Raw genomic sequence first — 25,641 nt, 5'->3', positions numbered from 1 at the left:
TTTTCCTAGGGGGAATTTCTATGTCATGTACAAAAGAAAATAATGCAGAAGCAATTGCTAATTTAAAAAATACGATGATGTCTTTGCTTGTAAAAAAAGATATACGTTATATAAAAACAAAAGAAATTACAGAACAAGCACATGTAAGCCGCAGTATAATGTTTCAATACTATAAGGATAAATACGCTCTTTTTAACAATATTGTAGAAGAAATGAAAATAGAATTAAAACAAACTGTTGCGAGCACATATCAGGAAAAGAAAGGGGCAGGAGTAGAACAATTAAATAAAGAAATGAATTCTGTACTGCATTTTGTCACAAAAAATCATCTTTTTTTTCAGACATTGATGGATAGAGACGTAGAACCATATGTTGATTTTTATCAATTTTTTCTACAATCGTGTCAAAAAGAAAAGGTAGATTATCCTTCGAAGAAAGGTGATTTCTCGGCATATTATCAGGCTCTTTATTATTACGCGATAAGTTTGTATTGGTTAAAAGACGAATGCCGATTTTCTTCTGACTATATTTGTGAAATGTTTCACAAATATAGATGTGATAAATCGATCTACTGGTTTAAGGAAACGGACATTAGGAAGAAAAAATGCACGAACCCCTGCAGAATTCATTTAGAAGAAGCAATACAAAATGCGTTTATTGAACTAATGATGGAAAAAGAAAGTTATATGTCGATCACAATCTCTGATATTACCAAAAAAAGCAATGTGCGAAGAGCATCTTTTTATAATTATTATGCTAGTAAAGAAGAGTTGTTTAAGGCTATTATTGAAAAAGAGTGCACAGAATTGTTAAAATATTGTGTTGTTGAGAATAAGGGGGAAACTCTTACAATAAAACAAATGGAATGGGTTATTAATCAATTGTTCCTGTATTTATCTGACCATAAAACGATTTTTTATTTTATGGATAAGGATTATGGCGTGCCTAATCTATTAACGGAAATGTTTTATCAATTTAGCGGTTTTTACACACAAGACAGCTTTGAGGAGAAAGGAGATACAAGATTGTATTCGTATTATATAGCTGGAGTATTAATAGCTCTGATTCTGTATTTTGTACATCATCAAATAGAACAGACGCCTAACCTGATGGCACAACAGTTGAGACAATGGATAGAGTTGAATTTTCAGAAGGATCTTTGAAATAGATAGATTTAACAAGGAATAATATAAACTTCCAGGATATTTTTCTAGAAGGAAAGGCCATTTATATGTAAAATAACCATATAAAGCAGGCTTTCGACGAACATTCTCTTTCTTTGTTGTTCTCTTTAATCGGGTACATTTTCGAGTAGCATGAAGTTTGTGCGAGTAAAACTTTGTCTACACTCTGATTTATATGTAAAATAATAATATAAAGTAAAATATCTTTGTGGAGGCATAATGTGGAGTCAAGAAAAGCGGAAAAAAAACCACCTAAAAAACCTATTAAACTGTCATTTATACTTCAATTAATTCTAAATATCTCATTAGTGCTTCTTGCTATTACATTAAGCATATTAATGAGTAAAGAAATGGTTTATTTTATTCATTCCTCGATTTTTCTGCAGGAACATGCTAATTATGAAGTATTGATGGAACGAATATTAGTATTCTTTTTATACTTTGAGTTTATTGCTTTAATAGTAAAATATTTTCAAGAAAATTATCACTTTCCATTGCGGTACTTTCTTTATATTGGGATAACAGCTATGGTGCGATTAATCATCGTGTATCATGACAACCCAGTGAATACACTTTTATATTCATGTGCAATCCTTGTATTAGTGATAAGCTACTATATCATCTCATCCAGATCAAAAAAAGAAAAATTATAACAGGCTGAAGCTTGGCGAATGATACTTTGTCTACACTTTGTATCGATATATTTTACTTATAATAAAAAGGGACAACCCATCCTGTTGTTTTTGATGAGACGGTCCCTTTTTGATGGGGATTGCTAGGAACATATTATACGAAAAAAACTACTTGCTCTCCCGGAAAAGAAAGGATCTATCAAGAATATGCGTCTGAAGGTTGATAAAAAAGCCTAGAGTAGGAACAGAGGAGTAGGGGCTGACTAAATGGAAGGTCAATCATTTCACTTTTTAACAAAATGGCTACCCTGAAAAGTGTGGTGTTCTTGTGAGTAGTCCGCAGCCGGCATACACTTCGCTTTCCATGGGGCGGGCGTCGAGCCTCCTCGGAGCTTTCGCTCCTGCTGCGGGGTCTCGGCTGTCCCGCTAATCCCATAGGAGTCTTCGTGTATGCCGGCTGCTCTGCGCTAAAAAATAGGGATACTGCTTCTTTTCATGTGCCGTGGTGCGAATCTTTATTTGCATAAGTGACTACTCTGAAAAATAAAGACCGCAGTCTGAATACACTTCGCTTCACACGGTGCGAGCGCCGTGCCCGCTTCGTCGTCGTCATACTCCTGCAGGGTTTCGCCTGTCTTGCAATTCTCGCAGACGCCTTTCCAAACCAATAGATATGTGTCTTTAAACGCCTTTCAGCATTTTTATATGAATATATTCAACTATTTTTTCTATCATTTATTGAATAGAATACTTTTTCAGTGGTCACAGCAAAACCGATGAGGAAGGCTTGACAGTTCGTCTGCTACTGTTGTGTGGATTATCTTGAATATTAACATGGTGGTTTTACAGATCCAAAAAAATAAGAAAATGGAACCTATTTCTGCATTTATTCCGTCAAAGCTTTATTCAACCTGTTTATAAACTCTTTTGAAATTCTTGATAGTGCCTTGTTTTTCGGATAAACATAGCCAAAATAATAGGTTTTGTATAATGGCTCTGCAAAATTAATGGTTACATATTCATCGTTGTTGGAAAGTCCTGTCACCGTTTCAAATGAATAATCAAAGCCAATATTAATGGCTGTATTTTTTTCTAATGCATATCGGATGGTTTCGACATTATTGGTAGTAAACAAAATCTCCATATTATTGGCAAGAAAATCAAAATCTTTAATAAAGTTGATAATGCAATGATCATTATATAAAATAATAGGTTGATTTTCCAACTGCACTTCGGTGATGATCTCTTCTTTCGCGAGTGCTGAGTTTTTATTGACAGCAACAATCATATGGCCATCTATAAGTTTATTAAAAACAAGATGCTTATTTTTTTTTATGTCATTGTCTGTGTAGATAAGCAATCCGATATCGACTTCATGCTGATAAACCTTCTCCAGAATCGTTTGTGAATTGTTTTCTTCAATGGATGCTCGTATAAAAGGATATTCTTGTCTAAAAGCAGTAATTAGTTCTACAAGTACTTCCATTGGTCCTGGGAACGTAGCAATCTTAATTTCTCCTTTTAGTGTATTTGTATAATTTTCTGCTTCATCTTTAAACTCTTGTAGCTTTACTAAAACCTGCGCTGCGATATCGATGAGGCGCTGGCCTTCTTCTGTAGGATAGGAGCCATTTCTTGATCGATGAAATAATTCAATATTTAGTTCCTTTTCTAATTTCGTTATGGCTTGGCTTAATGCCGGGAGTGTGATGTTTTGTTTTTGAGCAGCTGCCTTTAAGGAGCCAGTTTCTGCTGCTTCTACGATATAATATAATTGTTCGATATTCATTAAACCATTCCTCTTAGTTCATTATTCCTTAACTAAAGTTAAATATTATTAAATTTACCCTAATCAATATATATACTATAATAATAGTGTTTCCTAAAGTTGGAAAGACTTAAAGGCCTTTAAGTGATGAATAAAAAAATTATTGTTTCATTAAATAGTTAATGTAAACGCTTTAACGATGTTTTGGACAGCAAAGGGGATGTAAGAACGTGAAGGCATTAAGATGGCATAACCAAAAAGATATACGCTTAGAAGAAATAGAAGAACCACAAGCATCACCAGGAAAAGTGAAATTAAAAGTAAAATGGTGTGGAATTTGCGGAAGTGATTTACATGAATACTTAGGAGGACCTATCTTCATTCCGGTTGATCAGCCGCATCCGCTGACAAATGAAGTTGCACCAGTAACATTAGGTCATGAATTCTCTGGTGAAGTGGTGGAAGTTGGTGAAGGTGTCTCCAATTATAAAGTTGGAGATCGGGTAGTGGTAGAACCGATTTTTGCAACACATGGACACCAAGGAGCATATAATTTAGATGAAAACATGGGCTTTTTAGGGCTTGCTGGCGGCGGGGGTGGTTTTTCAGAATATGTTTCCGTAGATGAGGAACTGGTATTCAAATTGCCTGACGAGCTGTCTTATGAGCAAGGCGCTTTAGTAGAACCATCGGCTGTAGCTTTGTACGCAGTTCGTTCAAGTAAAATTCAAGCAGGAGATACTGCGGCAGTGTTTGGTTGCGGGCCAATCGGGCTACTTGTAATTGAAGCATTAAAAGCAGCAGGTGCTACTGATATTTATGCGATTGAAATTTCTCCTGAACGGCAAGCGAAAGCAAAAGAGCTTGGAGCGATTGTCGTAAGTCCTGCAGAATATAAAGATGTCGTAGCAGAATTAGCAAGTCGTACAAACGGCGGAGTGGATGTATCATTTGAAGTAACAGGGGTGCCGGTAGTCCTAAAACAAGCTATTCAATCGACCTGTATTTCTGGTGAAACGATCATCGTAAGCATTTGGGAAAAAGGTGCCGAAATCCTTCCGAATGAGCTAGTTATCAAAGAAAAAACAGTAAAAGGAATTATTGGATATCGTAATGTTTTTCCATCTGTTCTTAATTTGATGAGAAAAGGCTATTTCTCTGCAGATAAACTAGTAACAAAAAAAATCAAGTTAGATAATGTAGTAGAAGAAGGCTTCGAATCACTCATCACGGAAAAAAATCAAGTGAAAATATTAGTTAGTGCAGAATAAAAATTTAAGGTAATTAATGTGTATCGTGAAAGAATATAAGAAAAATCTCGATAAAAACGAGGTTTTTCTTTTTTTTTGAATAAAGATGTATTTTTAATATATATTATTTGTCGTTTATGGTTGCGAATGGTTAAAACACTGAACTGAATAGATGAAAAGTTGTCTTGAAAAAGCTAAATTTAGGGTCTGAACATAATTTGACACAATAGGAATAAAGTCATATATTTTAAGCAAGATTTTTACAATATTAAGTATATTTCGACAAAAAAACAATTTATAGAAAACAAGGATCTTCGATAATGGCAAACTTGTTGAAAGGCAAGGACGCAAAGCTACGGGCCTACAGAAAACATTTTCCAAGGCAGCCGGGCTACCGAAAAGGTTGGATTTTGTGTGGTGCTAGAAGAAAATAAATCTTCTACATGCTATTCGAAGTAACACCCTCCAATCTTTATTGGAGGGTGTCCTTTTTTTACCTGATGAAACCGGTTTTAATTCAAAAGAGGAGAATGATGAAAATGAACGCAAGTAAAATAAAAAGGGTACAAAAAATCAAAAAAACAGATTATGAAATGTTAAATAATATGAATAAGAGTGCTACTGTCATTTATCGGAAAATGTTTAATGAAATAGCTAGCCCCTTTATAGGAAAAACAAAACAGTCTGTTTATATGGAATATAAGGGAATTAAAATGATCAAAAATATACCCTTTTATTCTATTTCAAGTGCAAGCTCTATTAAATATTGGAATTTATCGGTCGGATTTCTGAAAAATGAACAAATAAAGGATATTTGCCAAATTGCACGGATACTCGAATATATTCCCATACACATAGATAATCTAGAAAAACTAATAAATCTTATTGCTTCTCGAATGAGTGAACTGTGCTGCTTAAAAGGAGTAGTTGTACGGATGCAATTGATTCAGGAATTTTTTCATCAGACTTCAAAAAAAAGTTTTCCGCTAAGCAAAACGATAAAAAAAGGAATCTTTCAGCAAAACCAATCATTAGTTGATCTATTTGAACGTGCATTATAATTATAAATCAAAAATGGAAATGAGAGAGGAAGCAAAGGATAAGAAGGAGAGAATTTATATCAATGCTCATAAAATAGGAGGGAGAATAATGAGAAGTATCATATCAAAGGGCAAGACAGTTGAAGATGCATTGAATGTAGGTTTGAAATTATTAAATACATCGATAAATAACGTCAATATTAGAATCATCCAACCCGGAAAAAGGTCAATATTATGGTTTAGATCAAAAAAAGCGGAGGTTGAACTGATGATAAAAGAAGAAATCAAGGAGCTGCAAGTAATAAAAGCACACAATATCAATGAAAAAAAGTGCGATGATAATGATCTATTAGAAAAAACAGAAGCAACCAAGTTCGATTTAGAAGGGAAGGTTTGGGTTAAGGATGGGAAGCTATATGCACAGCCAACTGCAAAAATTATTCCTATTGTAACGTTGGAAAATGGAATTAAGTTGTTTAAAGGAGAAGAGATGATGGAAGGGGAGAATATTCCTCTAATTAAAAGTGGTGAATACTCATTTAGGATAGAAACAGAAACAATAGAAACAACTTGGAATATAAAAATAGATAAAAATAAATTGAACGTAAGCTTAAAGGTTAATCCAGGCTATAAAATAATTCGATCAATTTCAGATTACGAACCTGACAGTACACTAAAAATAAAGCTGAATGAGAAGAAACAAATCGTAAACTCACTAGAATATAAGGCAATTATAAAAAAACTGGAAGAATTAAAAGTCAGCTATGGCATTCAGCAGCCAGAGATAATAAAAGCTATGGAAACCATGGAGCCAGGAGAGTTTGAAATAGCATTAGGCATAATGGCACAAGAGGGAAAACATGGATGGGTAGAAAACAAGGTGAAAACAGAAGTAGAAAAGGGATTTAAGGAAATGGAAAATGGCCAGGTTGATTACAGAGAGATCGCTACTTTTCCGACTGTAGAGAAAGGGGCCATAATTGCTGTTATTCACCCGGCTATACCAGGGAAAATGGGCATTACCGTAACCAATGAACCATTGCCGGCAAAACAAACATTTCCCATCATCCCTAATTTAAGCAATGAAGTAATAATTGTGGATGATAAGGTTATCGCGATGGAGGACGGGAGACCGTCTATTGAAGTAAAAGGACAATTAGTTAAAATATCAATTTGGAAAAAATTAACACAAGAAGGAAATGTGAGCTTAAAAACAGGAAATATTCGCTTTAAAGGGGATGTTGAAATAAAAGGGGATGTTGAAGAGAAAATGGAAGTGGAGGCAGGAGGAAATATATTTGTAAAACAGGCAGTACATCAGTCATCCTTACAAGCTAACGGTTCTATTATTTCGAAAGGAAGTATTAATAATTCAAAACTTATAGCAGGTGAAAATCACTTAATTTTTAATGAATTGTCAATATTACTTCAACAAATTTCTACTACAATAGACAGTATAGTTGTTTTATTAGACCAGGTTATTTCGGCTCCTAATTTTAATAAAGAAAAGTATAATAAAAGAGGACTAGAATCATTAGTTAGGAGGTTAATAGAGAATAGATATGGTCATTTTCCTGTACTTGTAAAAAAGTATGTCCAAATGACAAAAAGCGATGAGTATTTTCATGTTCCTTCTTCCTATATAGGAATAGCTGAATCTTTAAGCAAAGTATTTCTCTCTTTGTCTCCAACATTTGTAGGAATAGATAATATGATGGATTTAGCTGAAAATATAAAAGAACTTCCAGTCATAAACGAAAATAAAGATATGGAAAGTGCTTTTATAAACGTTCCCAGTGTATTTAATAGTTATCTAAACTATTCTGGAAATGTTACTGTCTATGGACAAGGAAGTATAAATACTAGAATTTATGCTGCAGGGGAAATAAAAATTTTAGGTGTATTACGAGGTGGGAAAATATATGCAAAGGAGGGAGCAAACATTAATGAAGCCGGCACAAATAGTGGTATAGCAACCTCTATTATCGTTCCAGTGAATCAAAAAATCATCATAAAAAAGGTTTTGGAAGGAACAACAATTGTGATTGGCAATACTCGATATACATTTAAAGAAGATAAATATCATGTTTACGCAAGCTTAAATAAAAATGAAAAAATAGTAATAACACAGACATGAAAAAGGGAGGATTATGTATAGTGAGGAGGGCGTATTCTGAAAGTCGTTATTGTTGAAAATGACCGCATCATTAGAAAAATGGTAATGTTATACATAAAAAAATGTCCTGAATTTCAAATAGTAGGATCAGTAAAAAATGGAGAAAATTGATAGAAAATATCTTACATGAAAAGCCGGATCTTGTTTTAATGGATTTAGATATCTTATCGAAAGATGGAATCGGTACAATAAAAACTTGCAAAAATATTCAGCCGCTTCTTCATGTGATTTTTATTACTAGTAAAGAACATTACGCTGTGCAAGCATTTGAAATCGGTGCAATTGATTTTATAGTAAAACCATTTAATAATTCCAGATTGTATATGGCATTAGGGCGATTTTTACAATATAGCACGAATAATAAGGTGCGAAAAAGCAAGCTGATATTAAAACAAAAAAATAATCTTATATTTCTCCCTCTAGATGAGGTTATTTTTGTTCAAAAAATTGAAAAAAATTCCTATTTTCATACAAAAAATAAGGTATTTGAATCCAAAGAAACACTCACGACTATTAACCACCTTTTAGACTCCCGTTTTCTTTTGTCACACCGCTCCAATATTATTAATATGGATAAGCTGTTAAAAATTGAAAAGACATCACAGTTATATCTTGCTCATTTCTTCAATTATCATAAAACAGCAAAGGTTTCTAAGTATAAATTAGATATGATTCAAAAATATATGTCGTAATGAATGAATTGCAAAAAAATAACATAAATGAAAAACCCTCTAGCTTCTTTCATAGAAATTAGAGGGTTTATTAAGGTTTTAATGTTGATTCATGATAAATTTTGATTTTATCCCACGCTTAACGGGCAGTAAAACCCCCACTGATGGAAGGTTCACTTTATTACAAAGGGAGTAATGATCTTTACTGAAATGCTCCTATTCAGCTTAGCTTATTTTTGATTCCGTCTTCGCTGATTGATTTGTTTCATCAGCAGGAATTGCTCGTTTCATAAAGAAGGAAAGCAGAATAGCAACAACAACGATTCCAACGGAAATGAAGAAGGCATCATTAATCCCTTCTAGCATCGCTTTCATCTCAATTGCTTTTTTTGCTGCCGCAATCGTTTCGGCGGAAGGCTGAGTGGCTGCATTTCCTATCGATTTCATGGCTTCTTCCGCTAATTCTTTAGCATGTGTTTTTGTGCGGTTGGACATAATGGTAATCATCAATGCAGAACCAATTGCGCCAGAAACTTGCTGTAACGTATTATTCATAGCAGTTCCGTGAGGATTTAATCGTACGGGCACTTGGTTTAATCCATTAGTCATAACAGGCATCATAACCATGGACATTCCAAACATGCGAAAAGCGTAAATAATAATCAATGTTGTGTAGCTTGTTGTCATCGATAGATTGCTGAATAAATAGGTGGTAACAGCGGTAATGCTGATACCAGTAATGGCAAGCATGCGAGCCCCATATTTATCGAATAATTTTCCCGTAATTGGCGACATGATTCCCATAATAATGGCACCTGGAAGCAATAATAATCCAGAGTGCAATGGAGAGATGCCTCTAATTGTTTGGACATACATAGGCATCAGCAGCATACCGGAAAATAAGGTTATGTTAATGATAACCGAAACGCTTGCAGATAATGCAAATAAAGGATATTTAAAAATCCTAAACTCAAGCATGGGATTGTCAATTTTTAATTGACGTACGATAAATAATACGAGCGACAGTAGTCCAATAATCAAGGTACCATATACTTCAAGTTTGTCCCAACCTTTGCTGCCTGCAGAGCTGAATCCATATAACAACCCGCCAAATCCAATGCTGGACAAGACAAGTGAAAGTTTATCTATTCGGATCGCAGCAATTTCTTTTGTTTCTTTTAATTTAAATATAGCAACTAATAAAACGAAAGCGGCAATCGGTGTTATGACATGGAAAAGCATTGTCCATCTATAATGTTCCACAATGTATCCTGACATTGTTGGACCTATTGCCGGGGCAAAAATCATTACTAGCCCAAAAATCCCCATTGCCTTCCCACGCTTTTCAACAGGGAAGTTTGTCAGTAAATAGTTCATGAGTAACGGCAACATAATGGCTGAACCGGTAGCTTGCACCATTCTTGCAGCTAATAATAAGGAAAACAGATTGGAAGCTCCAGCGACGATTGTTCCAAATGTGAATAATCCCATCGCCGTTATAAATAATCTGCGCACAGAATATTTTTGAATCAAAAATGCTGTTGTTGGAATCATAATTCCGTTTACAAGCATATAGCCAGTGACAAGCCATTGCCCAATAGATGCCTCAATATGAAAATCTTTATTGATGGACGGCAAAGCGATATTTAATAAAGTAGAATTTAAGATAGCGACAAAAGCGCCTGCCATTAAAATAACTATAATGCCATAAGACGGTTTTGTTGTATGATTTTCTGCATGGCTAACCATTTATATAGTTCCTCCTTATGAACTGGTGGTTCATTTTTTATACAATTGTTCTAGGCTTTAATAATAATATACCGATAGTATAAAATTTTCAATAGAAAAATTTCGTGAGTCTAATAATATTTTAGGAAGAGAAGAAGGGATGCCGAGATGATTATCAAATAGTGTAGAGGAGGAGTTTGTGTCTTTGTGTCCTAATAGAAAGGCTGTATATATTGTATTTCCCATTTAATTACGGTAATATACGGTTTGGACAAGCAGTCTAATTTTTCTCTAAGGTGATCGAGATGAACAATCGGAAGAAATATGTGTTGAATAAAGCACATGAATTATTTATAGAAAAAGGATTCCATGCAACATCTATACAAGAAATATTAGAAACTAGCGGAATTTCCAAAGGTACCTTTTATAATTATTTCACAAGTAAAAATGAACTCCTCATATCGATTTTTGAAAACGTTTATTTCGAAGTAGGAGAAAAAAGAAAAAGATTGTTAATAGGACAAAATAAAAAAGATATTGATATTTTTGTTAAACAAATTGAAGTATTGATTAAAACTAATGATCAGTTAAAAATTATATCCTTGTTCGAGGAAATATTATTTACTAATGATGATGAATTAAAAAAATTTCTAAAATTAAGAAGGATAGAAGAACTTAAATGGCTGTATAATCGTTTATTGGATATTTGTTCAGTGGATAAAGAACCTTATTTATTAGACTGTGCCATTATGTTGGCAGGAATTCTACACAATCATTTTTTCTATTCTGTTTTGGAAAATGAAGCTGCTCCAGATGTTCAAAAAATTGTCCAATACAGTGTAAATAGAATAATGAATATGACAGAAGAGCTGTCCAAAACAAAAGAACAATTATTGGAGACAAACCTTTTAAAAAAATGGCTGCCAGATGATGGAATAATGAATCTGGATCAAGTGATGGAAAGCAGTACGCAAGAATTAAAAAAATCTATTCGTTTAGATTGTACCTATAAAAGGGAACAATCTAAATATGATCAGTTAATAGAATTTATTCAAGAAGAATTAATGGAAGCTGCAGTACCAAGAAAACACTTGGTGGAATGTGCCCTCCTTACCTTAAAAGATTCATTAAAAGAAAGTAAGTGTTTAAAAGCATTCAATTGCTTTGAAAAAAATGTTTTATTGTTTATTAGCAATAAGGAATAATTTTTGACTTTATGTAAAATAAAATCAATTATTAAGTTTCAACATGCTAGCTTAGTGGAAAGAATGAAGTTAACGAAGTATTTTGGCATACTATGTCGAAAATATGAAAATAGATATAAAATGCTTACAATAATTTTAAGCAATTATATTGTAACAATGTATTTTGGAATGTATGTGAAAATTTGTTAAAAAACAAGTGTATTGTTTGTTTTTCAACAAAGGGAAAATCAACTAAAGTATAAAGATAGAAAGAGGTTAGATGACGTGGATTTATTTTTAGCTATCCTTCCTGCCATTTTTTGGGGAAGTATTATTTTATTAAATGTAAAAATAGGGGGTGGACCGTATAGCCAAACCTTGGGAACAACCATTGGAGCATTGTTGTTTTCTACAGTAGTTTATTTTATCGCCCACCCTCAATTAACACCTACCATTTTTGTTGTTGGGGTTGTATCTGGAATGTTTTGGGCTCTTGGGCAAAGCAGTCAATATAAATCGATCCAATATATTGGTGTTTCCAAGACTATGCCTATTTCAACTGGGCTGCAAATCGTTACTATTACCCTCGTCGGTGTATTAGCGTTTCATGAATGGAACAGTAAGACCACCATCATTTTGGGCGTTACTGCAATCATATTGATTTTATGTGGAATTATTTTTACGTCCTATGATAATAAAACCAGCGAAGATGAAAACAAAGCGTTAAAAAAGGGGATTATTACCCTTCTTATTTCAACAGTAGGCTATGTTGGATATGCTGCAATCGGCCGTGTATTTGGAGTGGTTGGCTGGTCTGCGCTATTTCCGCAAGCGATTGGAATGGTTATTGGCGGTATTATTATTACATATAAACACAAACCCTATAATAAGCATGCTCTCTATAATATTTTCCCGGGCCTTTTTTGGGCGGCAGGAAACATGTTCTTATTTATCTCTCAGCCTAAAGTTGGAGTTGCCATTAGTTTTTCTTTATCGCAAACAGGTGTTGTTATTTCAACATTGGGCGGAATATTCCTGTTAAAAGAAAAGAAAACAAAACGTCAATTAATGTTTATTGGATTAGGAATTATCTTGATTGTTATTGGGGTAGTTTGTTTAGGAATTGCCAAAAAATAATAACAGAAATTTTCGTAAAGCAGAAACAGACGCTAAAACGTTCTTTACTACTAAAGTGAAGGTGACAAGCAAAAAAAATGAAACTTCAGTAAAGAGGATTATTACTATTAATATAGGGTAAATCTATATTATTGATAAATTATTTTATTTATTACTAAAGAGAATGTTTATTTTTAAGGAGGAATTATTTTGTATACAGACCTACAAGAGAAAGTGGTTGTTATAACAGGAGCATCTACAGGACTCGGCCGAGCAATGGCTATACGCTTTGGAAAAGAAAAATGTAATGTCATTATAAATTATTACAGCCATAATGAAGAAGCATTAAAAGTGAAAATGGAAGTGGAGAATGCTGGAGGGAAAGCAGCCGTAATCCAAGGAGATGTATCAAAGGAAGAGGATGTTAAAAACCTTGTAAGTTTTGCAATTGAACAATTTGGAGGTTTGGATATTTGGATTAATAATGCGGGGATTGAAAATTCAGTTCCTTCCCATAAATTACCTTTGGAAGATTGGGAAAAAGTCATCAAAACAAATTTAACTGGAGCGTTTTTAGGAAGCAGAGAGGCCATCAATTATTTTGTTGAAAATAATATAAAAGGAAATGTTATTAACATGTCGAGTGTTCATGAACAAATACCATGGCCTACTTTTGTTCATTATGCTGCAAGTAAAGGCGGAGTAAAACTGTTGACGGAGACATTAGCGCTTGAGTATGCTCCAAAAGGAATCCGCGTGAATAATATTGGTCCAGGTGCTATAAATACACCAATTAATGAAGAAAAGCTTGCCGATCCACAAAAACGCAAAGATGTAGAAAGCATGATTCCATTAGGTTATATTGGAAAACCAGAAGAAATTGCAGCTGTGGCTGTATGGCTTGCTTCCACTGAATCAAGCTACGTTACAGGCATTACCTTATTTGCAGATGGAGGCATGACAAAGTATCCTGCCTTTCAAGCAGGAAGAGGATAAATAGAATTTTAGCAGGTCTTATATCTTGTAGTGGTGCAAATGAGTACATATGTCGAGAATTTAGTAAGACATGTTTTTCAGAAGGGGCTGTCTCAAAAGGTTATTCGTTAATAACGACTTTTAGAGTCAGCTTTTTCTTTCCCTTCACTAAATCAATCCCCCCCTTCTAATGGACAGTGTGCTAGAAAATGCAGCAGTTTTGTCCCATACACTCTTATTTGAATTGAAAATAGATTTAAAAAAATCGTCTCGAAGCCTGAAAATCGACTTATGAGACAATCTCTTTTTTGAAGTGATCTAATAATTTGTACAAGTGGCAGTTCTTTTGTTTTCAACGTTAATTATTGCAGATAGTATTTGACTAGTAAAAGTTTTCATTGGTACAATTAATTATTAGTAAGAAAAGAGATAAAATCTTTTTTGAATAGTTACCCAATACAGGTGGAGATAGAATGGAAATTAATCAGCAAAATCGATTATTGGAAAGTTGGCTGTCTTTTTCACAAATTCAAGCTAATTTGGCAAATGAATTGGAAGATGCTTTACAAGAGGCTCATCAATTAACGTTAAGAGAATTTTATGTGCTACTGTTTTTATCACAATCTCCTGATAAAAAATTAAGGCTGCAGCAGCTGCAGGAAATGGTAGGATTAAGCCAAAGTGCCTTATCGAGGCTTGTTGCGAGAATGGAAGCAAAAAACTGTGGTGCTTTAAAAAGGCATATTTGTCAGGATGATAGAAGAGGCATCTACACATCGTTGACTGATTATGGAGAAGAAAAACTACAAAGAGCAAATGCAACCTTTCATCAGGCACTTGCCGGGGCACTTTCTAAGAATAATCTTCAGCAAGATCTAAAAGAAGTAATGCAGCAATTAACCGAAACCTCATAGAAAGAACAGTTTCAAAGGGATGCCGAATGAACTGTTTTTTTTATCGTCTAGGAAATTATAAACGAAATAGAGTGGTGGATAACTTAGCAGTATGGTCCGCTTTCAGCTCCTGCGCCTATCGCCTATCAAACTTCAGGTCATCTCCCTACGATAAGTCAATATCGATTCGCTATCGCTCATCGTGTTTCCTTTATCACGTTATAACGGGCAGTAAGGTATCGTCTAAGAAATGTGAAGTAGGTGAAAAAACTGCCCGTAAAAACCTGATCGACTCAACTAACCATCAGGGGAAAATCGCCCTGATAGAAGGTTCGTCTTATCTCAGTCGAAGCCCTTCCGAAGTACAGGAAGTACAAGTGCCGATGAAGACATAAGGCCGTGGCGAAGTTAATCGGCCAGTTTGTACGGCGATGATCAAGGCGCTTGCGCTTTTGTTTTTTTTGTGGAAAAAACGAATAATCGTGCTTATTATCCCACACTTAACGGGCAGTAAGACCTCTACTGATGGAAAGGTTCACTTTATATGATTTTGTGTATATCTTAAAATTATTGTTGATAAAGAGTGTGATGGTGAAAGACAAAGTTAAACTATATCTAAAGATCAACCATGTATTTAACATACAGGAGGCTGCTGCTTGACGCACAAATGAAAGAATGATAATTTATATGCATGAGCATGCATTTATAAAAAGAAAGAAGGAATTATAAAATGGAACATTTATTCAGCCCCTATTCTAATAAAGGATTAGCATTAAAAAATCGCGTAGTAATGCCGCCTATGTGTCAGTATTCTGTTTTCAATAAGGATGGGATAGCTACAGATTGGCATTATGTGCATTATGTAAGCAGAGCAATAGGAGGCGCCGGTTTAATTATTATCGAAATGACAGATGTTGAGCCAGATGGACGCATATCTGATTTTGATCTAGGTTTATGGTCAGATGAACAAATACCGGCATTAGCACGTATTGTCGATGCATGTCATCAGTATGGAGCGAAAGTCGGTATTCAAATTGCGCATGCAGGCCGCAAAGCACAAGATGCGGAAATCCCAGTTGCACCATCTCCAGTTGCTTTTGATGAAAATTCAAAAACACCGAGGGAGCTTTCAACAGACGAAGTAAAACAAATGGTGGATAAATTTCAGCAAGCAGTAGAACGGGCAGTTAAAGCAGGTGTTGACACTATTGAGCTCCATGGTGCACATGGCTATTTAATTCATCAATTTCAATCGAAGTTAACGAATAAAAGAACTGACGAATATGGGAAAGACTTAACAAAATTTGGAGTGGAGATAATTTCGGGTGCTAAAAAGGCTATGCCTGAAAACATGCCATTAATCATGCGTGTATCAGCAAAAGAATACGTAGAAGGCGGATATGATATTCACGATAGCATCGAATTTTCCAAAAAATATAAAGAAGCAGGAGTAGATATTTTCCATATTAGCGCTGGTGGGGAAGGACCGATCGCTGCGGCCGGAAAACCAGGTACACACGTAGCTTATCAAGTACCATTGGCTAGAATGTTCAAAGAAAACCTGCAAATTCCTGTTATTGCTGTAGGAAGATTAGACGAACCAGCACTGGCAAATGCAGTCATTGGAAACGAAGATGCGGATTTAGTAGCGGTAGGTAGGGGCATGTTGAGAAATCCATATTGGACATTAGAGGCTGCTGCAAAGCTTCAGAAAGAAACAACTATTCCAAAGCAATATGTATTTGGATTCCCAAATAAATAAACCGAAGTGAATAAATAGAATGTAGAAAAGTATCACCACAAACTGCTGGCTGATAAAAACATCTGTATTTCGTTGCGAGAAGCCTTGAGAATGGAGGAGTCAATTTGGAAATAACCTTAACAGCTATTATTAGAGCCCAACCAGGAAAAGAAAAGAAGCTTCAGAAGCTGTTAAAAAACTTAGTAGAACCGTCTCGAAATGAAAAGGGCTGCATAAGCTACGAGCTCAATGAATCGTTAGAAGAAAATGGCTTGTTTGTATTTTACGAAAAATGGAAAAGCAACGAAGCAATCCAATATCATAATAAAACAGCACATTTTATTCATGTTCAGAAAGAGATGGAGCAGTTGGTAGAATCAACAGAAGTATTAAAACTGAAAATAGTATAATGATTAAATTTCAAGCAGCCAACAAAACTTCTATTCTTCTATAAGTAAGTAGATAGAAAAATAAAGTAAACTTCCATCAGTGGGGGTTTTTCCTCATCCCCCACTGATGGTTAGTTGCACTTATCGGACCTTTACGGGCGAGTTTCAACACCTAGCTTCCTCGATTTCTCGGCATCCCCGAGGTGGGGGTCTTACTGCCCGTTAAGAGTGGGATAAAAGAGCATTTTGACTGCTTTTTTTAGGGAGACAGTGTAATATCTTTAACATATACATATAGCTGTGCTATTGGAGATACGAGTTTTTTTAAAAAGAATAATGGGGATTTTTATGAGCGATGAGAAGAATTAGTAGAAGGAGGAAGGAAGATGGGGAAAGCTCTTGTTTTAGGAGGTACAAGGTTTTTTGGCCAGCATTTAGTTGCATCCCTGCTTGATAAAGGCTATGAGGTGACGATTGCTACAAGAGGGTTAACATCGGACCCTTTTGGTGAACAGGTGAACCGTATTTTTTTTGACAGAAATAATTTTGAAAACTTTATGAATTGTTTTGAAAAAACCAATTGGGATATTGTTTATGACCAAATATGCTACTCTTCTAAAGATGCTTTAGATGCAATTAAAGTTTTTAGTGGGAAAACTAAAAAATATATTTTAACAAGCACATTATCTGTTTATGATGCGTCTCCCGATTTTTTAGAAGAAGAAGATTTTGATCCGTATTCTTATCCCATCAAAATATCCCCACGTGAAGATGTTTCTTATCAAGAAGGAAAAAGGCAGGCTGAAGCCGTATTCTTTCAACAAGCACCATTTGAAGTTGCTGCGGTAAGAATACCGATCGTATTAGGCATAAATGATTACACAGAAAGATTATTGTTTCATATAAAGAAAATCATGGCATCAGAAGAAATCTATTTTTCTAACATACATGCTGCAATGGGATTTATTGATGAAAAAGAAGCGGGCAAGTTTATAGCCTGGGCAGGGGAAAAGAACGTAATAGGACCAATTAATGCATGTTCAAATGGAGTGATTTCGATAAAAAAATTGCTTGAACTGATAGAAGAAAAGACGGAGAAACCGTTTATTCTTTCTAACGAAATGCGAGAAGACAATGTATCTCCATATAATATTAATTCCTTTTGGGCGATGAGCAATAAAAAAGCAAAACAACGGGACTTTTCTTTTACAGACTTAAGCGAATGGCTTCCAAAATTAGTGGAAGAATTAATTCAAAAAACAACAATAAAGTGAAATAGGTTAAGGTGGATATTATTGTCTGCCTTAGCCTTTTTTATTATTTTTTTGCGTTAAGGAAACTTTTTTGTTGATGGTTAATATTATGATAGCAGGGGTGATATTGAATGAAACAAAGTGGGCGTATTCAAAATAAAATTTATGCATATTCCTATATCTTTAAATGCTTAGGCATTATAGGAGAAAAAGAATATCAGGATATTCAAAAAAATTTATTTCATAAGAAAAAAGAAAGATAAACAAATTGAACTTATTCCTCTTCTCATATTTTATGAAGCAAATGCAAATAATTTAATTAAACAATGAAAATAAGGAGGAGATAGGAATGGAAAAAGGTCTTTCTGCATGGCAGTTAGCTATGATGGCATTAGGAACAGTAATAGGAGGCTCCTTCTTTTTAGGAGTAGCGATTGGAATAAAGCAGGCAGGTGTGTCCATTCTCCTTTCCTATATTATCGGAGGAGTATTAGTTTATTTCATTCTCGCTGCTCTTTCTGAGATGACCATTTCGGATCCTGCCCCAGGTTCATTTCGAACATTTGCTGAAAAGGCTTTTGGGGCTGGAGTCGGATTTGTAGTGGGATGGGTTTACTGGACAGGTATCGTGCTTGCAATGTCGAGTGAAGCAACTGCAGTGGCTATTTTATTAAGAGAGTGGATGCCAAATACCAACTTGCTGTTGCTAGGTTCAAGTGTGATTATAACTGTTACGTTATTAAATTTATTAGGAGCTGAACGATTAAGCAAATTGGAAAGCGGTCTCGCTGCAATTAAACTGCTTGCTCTCATCGGGTTTATTATATTGGCTGTTTTACTCATTGTTGGTTTTATGCCTGGGGTTCCAAGAGTGGGAGCGGGTATTTTAACAAAAGAAAATTGGTTCCCTGCTGGAATTAGCGGAATTGCCGGTAGCATGCTGATCGTTATTTTTACATATGCTGGTTTTGAAGTTATTGGGTTGGCAGCATCTGAAACAAAAGATCCTCATAAAACTGTGCCAAAAGCGATTCTTTATACTGTTGTCGTACTTGTTGGCCTTTATATCTTTACTATTGCCGCATTATTGCCATTAATCCCCACTGCGTCCTTAACCGAAGAAATAAGTCCAATGGTAGCAGCGCTAACAAGGTATGGAATCGGATGGGCTGGAGCCATTATTAATATTGTGCTTATAACAGCCATATTATCAACTATGCTTGCTTCCATGTTTGGGCTTGGCAGGATGATTCGTTCTCTTGCTGATGAAGGACATGCCCCGTCTTGGGTTAAAAGCAAAAAAGATGTTCCATATAGAGGAATATTATTTTCAGGGGCAGGAATGCTAGGCGGATTGTTATTAGGAACCTTGCTTCCACAGCATGTGTACGTATTTTTAATCAGTTCCGGAGGATTTGCTTTATTGTTTACGTATGTGGTTATTGTGGCGACTCATTATATTTATCGGAAAAAGGAAGGCTGGCTTCCTGAAAAGAGAGAATTTCCAGGGTATCCTTATTCCTCTTATATTGTGTTAATAAGCTTGCTTGCTATTATTGGAAGTATGCCATTAATAAAAGGACAAGGCGCAGGCCTTGTTGCAGGTATAATATTAATAACGATGTATGCTGCTATTTATTTGATAGTTAGAAAAGTTAAATCTTCATCGAAGTATCAGGTCGGGACACAACAGCAGGAACAATTAACAAATTTTCATGCAAAAATGCAGATGGAAATGGCAGAAGAATTGCATCATAAAAAGAAAGAATAGTCATACCTAACAAAATCTGCAATATAACGTTTTTTTGTTGGAGAAGTAATAGCATGAAGTTCAATGGGAAATATTGTTGCTCTTTTATTCGTATATTTTTAAATGGAATACGTTGCAGCAGAATAACTTGCATTGAAGCGAAGCTAAAAAAGAGGATTCATTAATGAAAATAAGGAGATGGATTCTAGAAACAAATAGTCCATCTCTCTCAATAAAAACGGAGAAATTTCGGTCGTTTTTTTATACTTTTGTAAAGTATTGAAAGTAATATACTATTGTCAAATTACTAGAATAAGGAATGATTCCACCATAATAAGGAAGAGGTTATTTGAGGAAAAAGGAATTCTAACTATAGATGCTGAAAAAAAGGCAGAAACATTGAAATTCAAATAACAGTCACAGGAAAAGGAATGGCGAAAGAACAAATAAAACGTCTTGGTTCCCCTTTGTATACAACAAAAGATCAAGGAACCGGTTTAGGAACGATGGTTTGTTTTAAAATTATACATAATTTTCACGGCAATATAAAAATAAGAAGTAAAATAAATCAAGGTGCCACCTTTGAAATCAGTATACCTTGCCTTTAAAAAAAGAGTAAAGTACAACCATTATGGACAGTACTCTTTTATTTTCTTAAAATGTCTTCAAAAACGTGTAGAGATGAGAAGTGAATATTATTTGGAAGAATCTTGACAGGGGAAATGAGAAGTGATATATTTATCTCGAAATAAAGATATTTTAAATTGAAATATTAAATACAGAAAAACTTGATCATCATTTTAAAGTTTAATGGAACACAATATGGATAGACAAAACAATTAGGGGGAGCAATATGAATGGTTTAAAAGGGGTCCATCATGTTACTGCCATAACAAGCAGTGCGGAAAAAAATTATCAGTTTTTTACCAATATACTAGGAATGCGATTAGTCAAAAAAACAGTGAATCAGGACGATATACAAACATATCATTTGTTTTTTGCAGATGACAGAGGAAATGCTGGAACAGACATGACATTTTTTGATTTTCCAGAAATTCCTCAAGGCATACATGGAACGAATGAAATATCAAAATCATCCTTTCGTGTTCCAAACGACGCAGCAATTGAGTATTGGGTGAATCGTTTTGACAGATATGAAGTAAAACACAGTGGCATAAAAGAACAATTTGGCAAAAAAACACTTTCATTTGTTGACTTTGATGATCAGCACTATCAATTAATTTCAGATGAAAAAAATGTGGGAGTTGTTTCTGGCATCCCATGGAAAAAAGGGCCAGTCCCATTAGTATATGCGATAACTGGTTTAGGACCAATATTTATTCGAATAGCCAATTTTGATTATTTTAAAGAAATGATGGAACAAGTACTCCAGTTTAAAGAGATTGCCAATGAAGGCTCCTTGCATTTATTTGAAGTAGGGGAAGGCGGAAATGGAGCACAAGTGATTGCGGAGCATAATGCTGCACTTCCACCCGCTCGTCAAGGGTTCGGAACTGTCCATCATGTTGCTTTCCGAGTAGAAAACCGCCAAGTGTTAGAGTCATGGATTAGTCGGATGGAAAGTTTTGGCTTCCAAACATCAGGCTATGTGGATCGTCATTTTTTTGAATCCTTGTATGCAAGAGTTGCTCCGCAAATTTTATTTGAATTTGCAACCGATGGCCCAGGATTTATGGGGGATGAGCCATATGAAACACTTGGTGAGAAATTATCGCTGCCACCGTTCTTAGAACCTAAAAGAGAACAAATTGAAAAGCTAGTTCGACCTATAGATACCGTTAGGAGCACAATTGAATTTATAAAGGAATAAAAAGGTAATCTGCAGGGAGAAATTTATTTTCCCTGTGGATTTTTTTTGCTAAAGTTTATGGTATAACAATAAAACACAAATTTTCTATATGTTAATAAGTGCTGAATTAGAAGGCGCAAAATGTTAAAATTTGATGGACAATAAAATTTTCGATAAAATAAAGTGAAACGCCAACAGTGAGTGTGTTCTTTCCCCGCTGTTGGCTAGTTAAACCAATCAGGTTTTTAAGGATAGTTCTTCCCCGCCTTTGCATTTTAGTACTCCAAGCATAGAGGAGGGGGATAACTGACCGTTAAACGTGAAAACAAGTAAACTTACGCAAAGAAAGAGGTCCATTACTATGATAGATCATATCGTCCTTGTAAAATTCAGTGAATCGACAACGGAAGAACAATTACATGAAGTGATAAAGCGTTTTCGAACATTACGTAATAAAATTATGGGCATTATAGATTTGCAGGCAGGTTTAAATTTTGCTGAAAGTGGTAAAGAATACCAAGTTATATTAAAAGTACGCTTTGAAGATCGACAAGCATTGGAACTATATAAGCCAAATCCGGAGCATCAAGCGGTTGCTTCGTTTATTCGAGAAGTTGGCAGAGTAGACAGCATTGTAGTAGATATTGAAATTTAGAAAACCTTGAGGATCGTTCCCAATGTCATCAACTTAACATTCCATAAATTGTAATATTTTAAAAGTGATTGGTTTGGAAGTCTGCTCGACTCCTACGGGAATTGCGAGACAGGTGAGACCCCACAGGAGCGTCTGCGACGAGGAGACTCACCGCTCGCCCCATGGAAAGCGAGCGGTGAGTCTCGGAAAACTTACGTATGCTCCCATTTTTTGTTCGATTTCCAATATATTGAAATTAAGCTTGATGACATTGGGATCGTTCCTGTGAACAGCGATGTTGAAAGGCAGTTTCATCCAACAAGTTTAAAATAATAGTAGAAGATAAGCGTATTTTCAAAGCAAAATATCAAAAAAATATGTCTAAACAGTAAATTAAAGTGATTTAAGTCTTAATTGCTAAAAAAAACTCTAAAATTTTGTCATTCTCACATTTATTTTTAATAAAAAAGTGGTATTATATTAAAGGAGTTAAACAAGGGTCAAATGTTAGATTCAATAGTTTGGTTACTATTATAGAATGCTTTCATACCTTATTACATCTTACTTAAATAAGAAGTACTTAAAAGTTTGCGAATTTTTGTGCACATAATCACAAGAGTTTCCGTGAAAAAAACAAAATTATTTAGGCATAATATGCTTATGGAAAAGGAGAATCAGTATATGTCAGAATCAACTACGCAAACAAAAGCTGAAAACCAACTGACAGCTAGTCAAGATTTATTAGATCAACTGCTTAAGCCAGAAGTCCAAGAATCATTGACAACTTTAATAGAACAACTTCCAAAATTAACAGAGTTGGTAAATGTATTAACAAAGTCTTACGATTTTGTTCAATCTGTTTCTACAGATGACGTACTTAAAAGTGATACGGTTGGCGCTCTTACAGAAGTAATGGAGCCAGTTGTTCATTCTGTTAAAGGTGTTGCAGCGACTGCGATTGAAGCAAAAGACCGTGCTGAAAAAAGCAATGAAACAATTGGTCTATTTGGATTGTTGAAATTATTAAAAGATCCGCAGGCACAAAAATTATTCCGATTTACTCAAAGCTATCTTCAAATCATGACAGAACGTGAACAACAAAAATAAGCATTAGAGGGTAGACACCCATGCAACAAAATTTGCACCATGGCGCATGAAAAGAAGCAGATTCTACTATTTACAGTACAGAGCAGGTTGAATACACGAAGACTCCTGCGGGAAAGCGAAGTGTATTCAACCTGCGGACCCACTTTTCAGGGTAGACAAAATAGATTTTGCAGGACCTGCTGGGTGATCGAAAACCTTTCTATTTCGATGCGTGAAGCTTTGGGAGGAGCGCAGTTACCGTGGTTGAGTAATGAGCATCCGAGTAAAGCGAACAACTAGAAACAAGAGCGTTTGTCGACAGCCAGTAAGCATTATTTTTAATTAGGAATAAGGACGGAGGACTAAACTATGTCAAAACATATCGTTATTTTAGGTGCTGGATACGGTGGACTTTTAGCTGCTCAAAATGTTCGTAAATATTATACGAAAGAACAGGCAAAAGTTACGCTAATCAATAAATATCCAACACATCAAATTATTACAGAATTACACCGTCTTGCTGCTGGAAATGTTGCAGAACAAGCAGTGGCAATGCCTCTTGAAAAACTTTTAAAAGGAAAAGATGTAGACTTAAAAATTGCAACGGTTGATTCTTTTTCTGTAGACAATAAAGAGGTTGCTTTAACAGACGGCTCTACACTTACTTATGATGCACTTGTAGTTGCATTAGGAAGTGTTACAGCATATTTTGGAATCCCTGGTCTGGAAGAAAACAGCATGGTACTAAAATCTGCTGCTGATGCAAACAAAATTTATAACCATGTGGAAGAGCGTATTCGTGAATATGCAAAAACAAAAAAAGAAGAAGATGCTACTATATTAATCGGCGGCGGCGGACTAACTGGAGTAGAACTAGTTGGTGAACTAGCTGATATTCTTCCAAAACTAACTAAAAAATATGGTGTAGACTTTAAAGAAATTAAATTATTGCTTGTAGAAGCTGGACCAAAAATTCTACCTGTTCTTCCGGAAAATTTAATTCAACGAGCAACAGAAAGTTTAGAAGCTCGCGGAGTAAAATTCTTAACAGGCTTACCTGTCACAAATGTTGCAGGCAATGTTGTAGATTTAAAAGATGGTCAAAAAATTGTTACAAATACTTTTGTTTGGACTGGTGGAGTTCAAGGAAATCCATTAGTTGGCGTGTCAGGTTTAGAAGTAAACCGCGGACGTGCAACAGTAAACGATAACTTGCAGTCAACATCACATCCAGAAGTATTTGTAGCTGGTGACAGTGCTGTATATTTCCCTGCAGATGGCGATGGTCGTCCAGCACCTCCAACCGCGCAAATTGCATGGCAAATGGGTGAATTAATTGGATACAATCTTTTTGCGTTCCTTGAAGGCAAATCGCTAGATACATTTAAGCCAGTTAATTCTGGTACATTAGCAAGCCTTGGACGTAAAGATGGCGTGGCGATTATTGGTGCAAATTCTACACCACTTAAAGGATTGCCAGCAACATTAATGAAAGAAGCAAGTAATGTACGTTACTTAACACATATAAAAGGATTATTTAGTCTGGCATATTAAGGACTAAATAGGCATTTAAAAGAGGAATTAGTAGACTTATTTTAAGTAGATTAATTCCTCTTTTCTTTTGGCTGTTTTCTCAAAGTTTGTTGTTTTACACATAAAAAAGTGGGAGAAGAGTACTTAGCAGCCTGAATACATGGAGTCTCCTGTGGGAATGGGAGAAAGGCGAGACACATGCAGGAGCGTTTACGAGGAGGAGGATCGACGCTCGCTAAACAGACGAAGTGTATGCAAGCTGCAAATTTAAAAGCAACAATCTATACGAAAACAGCCTTTCTTTTTTACTCGAGCAATTACCGCCGGATTTTACATAAGTCTCAAAAAAATTTTCACTATTTTACCATTTCGTTTAAAGAACGAAGAAAAATGGTGAAAGGAAGAGATTTGATTTATTTATTCCACATATTTCGCCTGCGATGGCTATTTTTAACGATATATGTCGTTTTTTTCCGCTTTTGAGTGCTTTACATTCCTCAAATACAGGAGTAATATCATCCATAGAAAATAAGTTCTTTAATCGCTGAGTTCAATTAATTGAAACGGGGGACCCATTTTTGTACAATTTTGTACTTGGGGTGAATCCTTTTAAATGTAAAGGTAGGGCAAACTCTCCAACTGCCCGAATCCGACAGCTAACTCCGTAAGCGTTAAGAGAGAGGAAATGATTCTGATGATCGTTTATTACGGCCACGGGGTAATCCTCTGTGGTCTTTTTGTTGGGAAAAAAGGAGAAAAGCTTGATTTTTGTGCAAAATACAAAGAAATAGCAATGTTAAAATTTTAAGTGTTATGTTATTGGAGGAA

At 35.1% G+C, this 25,641-nt stretch carries 22 protein-coding genes and 2 riboswitches; of the genes, 20 read left to right on the top strand and 2 right to left on the bottom strand.

Annotated features, from left to right (window positions below):
- Positions 1–20 precede the first annotated feature (20 nt).
- Positions 21–1,163: a TetR/AcrR family transcriptional regulator gene (locus ACTYBU_RS08165; RefSeq protein ID WP_445488729.1), complete on the top strand. Its 1,143-nt coding sequence runs from the start codon at positions 21–23 to the stop codon at positions 1,161–1,163.
- Positions 1,164–1,405: 242 nt separating this feature from the next.
- Positions 1,406–1,837 (top strand): phosphate-starvation-inducible protein PsiE, encoded by a 432-nt coding sequence (psiE, locus tag ACTYBU_RS08160; RefSeq protein WP_445488727.1) that lies wholly within the window; start codon positions 1,406–1,408, stop codon positions 1,835–1,837.
- A gap of 865 nt (positions 1,838–2,702) precedes the next feature.
- Here psiE and ACTYBU_RS08155 read toward each other — a convergent pair.
- Positions 2,703–3,605: a LysR family transcriptional regulator gene (locus tag ACTYBU_RS08155; protein WP_445488725.1), complete on the bottom strand. Its 903-nt coding sequence runs from the start codon at positions 3,603–3,605 to the stop codon at positions 2,703–2,705.
- A 209-nt stretch (positions 3,606–3,814) separates the two neighbouring features.
- On the opposite strand from ACTYBU_RS08155, the gene ACTYBU_RS08150 reads away from it, so the two are divergent.
- From ACTYBU_RS08150 to ACTYBU_RS08135, 4 genes are all read left to right on the top strand, one after another.
- Positions 3,815–4,855, top strand: a complete 1,041-nt coding sequence (locus ACTYBU_RS08150; RefSeq protein WP_445488723.1) for a 2,3-butanediol dehydrogenase — start codon at positions 3,815–3,817, stop codon at positions 4,853–4,855.
- Positions 4,856–5,146: 291 nt separating this feature from the next.
- Positions 5,147–5,233: riboswitch (cyclic di-GMP riboswitch) on the top strand.
- Between the two features lie 140 nt (positions 5,234–5,373).
- Positions 5,374–5,895, top strand: a complete 522-nt coding sequence (locus tag ACTYBU_RS08145; RefSeq protein ID WP_445488721.1) for a hypothetical protein — start codon at positions 5,374–5,376, stop codon at positions 5,893–5,895.
- A gap of 88 nt (positions 5,896–5,983) precedes the next feature.
- The gene (locus tag ACTYBU_RS08140; protein WP_445488719.1) at positions 5,984–8,011 is read left to right on the top strand and encodes a flagellar assembly protein A; all 2,028 of its coding nucleotides are present in this window, start codon (positions 5,984–5,986) and stop codon (positions 8,009–8,011) included.
- Between the two features lie 146 nt (positions 8,012–8,157).
- Positions 8,158–8,742 carry a LytR/AlgR family response regulator transcription factor gene (locus tag ACTYBU_RS08135; protein ID WP_445488717.1) on the top strand — a complete coding sequence of 195 codons (585 nt, stop codon included), beginning with the start codon at positions 8,158–8,160 and terminating at the stop codon, positions 8,740–8,742.
- 204 nt (positions 8,743–8,946) lie between these two features.
- Here the strand turns inward: ACTYBU_RS08135 and ACTYBU_RS08130 are convergent, their stop codons facing one another.
- Positions 8,947–10,470, bottom strand: coding sequence for a DHA2 family efflux MFS transporter permease subunit (locus tag ACTYBU_RS08130; RefSeq protein ID WP_445488715.1), 1,524 nt, complete (start codon positions 10,468–10,470; stop codon positions 8,947–8,949).
- A gap of 284 nt (positions 10,471–10,754) precedes the next feature.
- Between ACTYBU_RS08130 and ACTYBU_RS08125 the strand changes: the two genes are divergently transcribed.
- From ACTYBU_RS08125 to ACTYBU_RS08060, 14 genes are all read left to right on the top strand, one after another.
- Positions 10,755–11,654, top strand: a complete 900-nt coding sequence (locus tag ACTYBU_RS08125; RefSeq protein ID WP_445488714.1) for a TetR/AcrR family transcriptional regulator — start codon at positions 10,755–10,757, stop codon at positions 11,652–11,654.
- A 264-nt stretch (positions 11,655–11,918) separates the two neighbouring features.
- Complete coding sequence (locus ACTYBU_RS08120) at positions 11,919–12,770, top strand: GRP family sugar transporter (RefSeq protein WP_445488788.1); 852 nt, start codon at positions 11,919–11,921, stop codon at positions 12,768–12,770.
- Between the two features lie 189 nt (positions 12,771–12,959).
- Positions 12,960–13,745, top strand: coding sequence for an SDR family oxidoreductase (locus tag ACTYBU_RS08115; RefSeq protein WP_445488713.1), 786 nt, complete (start codon positions 12,960–12,962; stop codon positions 13,743–13,745).
- 452 nt (positions 13,746–14,197) lie between these two features.
- A complete protein-coding gene (locus ACTYBU_RS08110; protein ID WP_445488711.1) occupies positions 14,198–14,638 on the top strand; it encodes a MarR family winged helix-turn-helix transcriptional regulator in 441 nt (146 codons plus the stop codon).
- A gap of 709 nt (positions 14,639–15,347) precedes the next feature.
- Entirely contained in the window at positions 15,348–16,379 is a 1,032-nt protein-coding gene (locus ACTYBU_RS08105) for an NADH:flavin oxidoreductase/NADH oxidase (RefSeq protein ID WP_445488710.1), read from the top strand.
- 104 nt (positions 16,380–16,483) lie between these two features.
- On the top strand, positions 16,484–16,768 hold the full coding sequence (locus tag ACTYBU_RS08100) for a putative quinol monooxygenase (RefSeq protein WP_445488708.1): 285 nt from the start codon (positions 16,484–16,486) through the stop codon (positions 16,766–16,768).
- Between the two features lie 365 nt (positions 16,769–17,133).
- Positions 17,134–18,021 carry an NAD-dependent epimerase/dehydratase family protein gene (locus ACTYBU_RS08095; RefSeq protein WP_445488706.1) on the top strand — a complete coding sequence of 296 codons (888 nt, stop codon included), beginning with the start codon at positions 17,134–17,136 and terminating at the stop codon, positions 18,019–18,021.
- 110 nt (positions 18,022–18,131) lie between these two features.
- A complete protein-coding gene (locus tag ACTYBU_RS08090) occupies positions 18,132–18,263 on the top strand; it encodes a hypothetical protein (RefSeq protein ID WP_445488704.1) in 132 nt (43 codons plus the stop codon).
- An 86-nt stretch (positions 18,264–18,349) separates the two neighbouring features.
- On the top strand, positions 18,350–19,771 hold the full coding sequence (locus tag ACTYBU_RS08085) for an amino acid permease (protein ID WP_445488702.1): 1,422 nt from the start codon (positions 18,350–18,352) through the stop codon (positions 19,769–19,771).
- A 377-nt stretch (positions 19,772–20,148) separates the two neighbouring features.
- Complete coding sequence (locus ACTYBU_RS08080) at positions 20,149–20,358, top strand: ATP-binding protein (protein ID WP_445488786.1); 210 nt, start codon at positions 20,149–20,151, stop codon at positions 20,356–20,358.
- Between the two features lie 245 nt (positions 20,359–20,603).
- Complete coding sequence (locus ACTYBU_RS08075) at positions 20,604–21,581, top strand: ring-cleaving dioxygenase (protein ID WP_445488700.1); 978 nt, start codon at positions 20,604–20,606, stop codon at positions 21,579–21,581.
- Between the two features lie 340 nt (positions 21,582–21,921).
- Positions 21,922–22,215 (top strand): Dabb family protein, encoded by a 294-nt coding sequence (locus ACTYBU_RS08070; RefSeq protein WP_445488698.1) that lies wholly within the window; start codon positions 21,922–21,924, stop codon positions 22,213–22,215.
- A 660-nt stretch (positions 22,216–22,875) separates the two neighbouring features.
- Complete coding sequence (locus ACTYBU_RS08065) at positions 22,876–23,301, top strand: DUF1641 domain-containing protein (protein WP_445488696.1); 426 nt, start codon at positions 22,876–22,878, stop codon at positions 23,299–23,301.
- Between the two features lie 348 nt (positions 23,302–23,649).
- Complete coding sequence (locus ACTYBU_RS08060) at positions 23,650–24,834, top strand: NAD(P)/FAD-dependent oxidoreductase (protein ID WP_445488694.1); 1,185 nt, start codon at positions 23,650–23,652, stop codon at positions 24,832–24,834.
- Between the two features lie 511 nt (positions 24,835–25,345).
- A riboswitch (cyclic di-AMP (ydaO/yuaA leader) is annotated at positions 25,346–25,500 on the top strand.
- Positions 25,501–25,641 lie beyond the last annotated feature (141 nt).

Source organism: Niallia sp. 03133, from assembly GCF_052663225.1.
The sequence above is the reverse complement of the archived record's forward strand: the minus strand, read 5'-3'. Positions and strand labels throughout refer to the sequence as shown.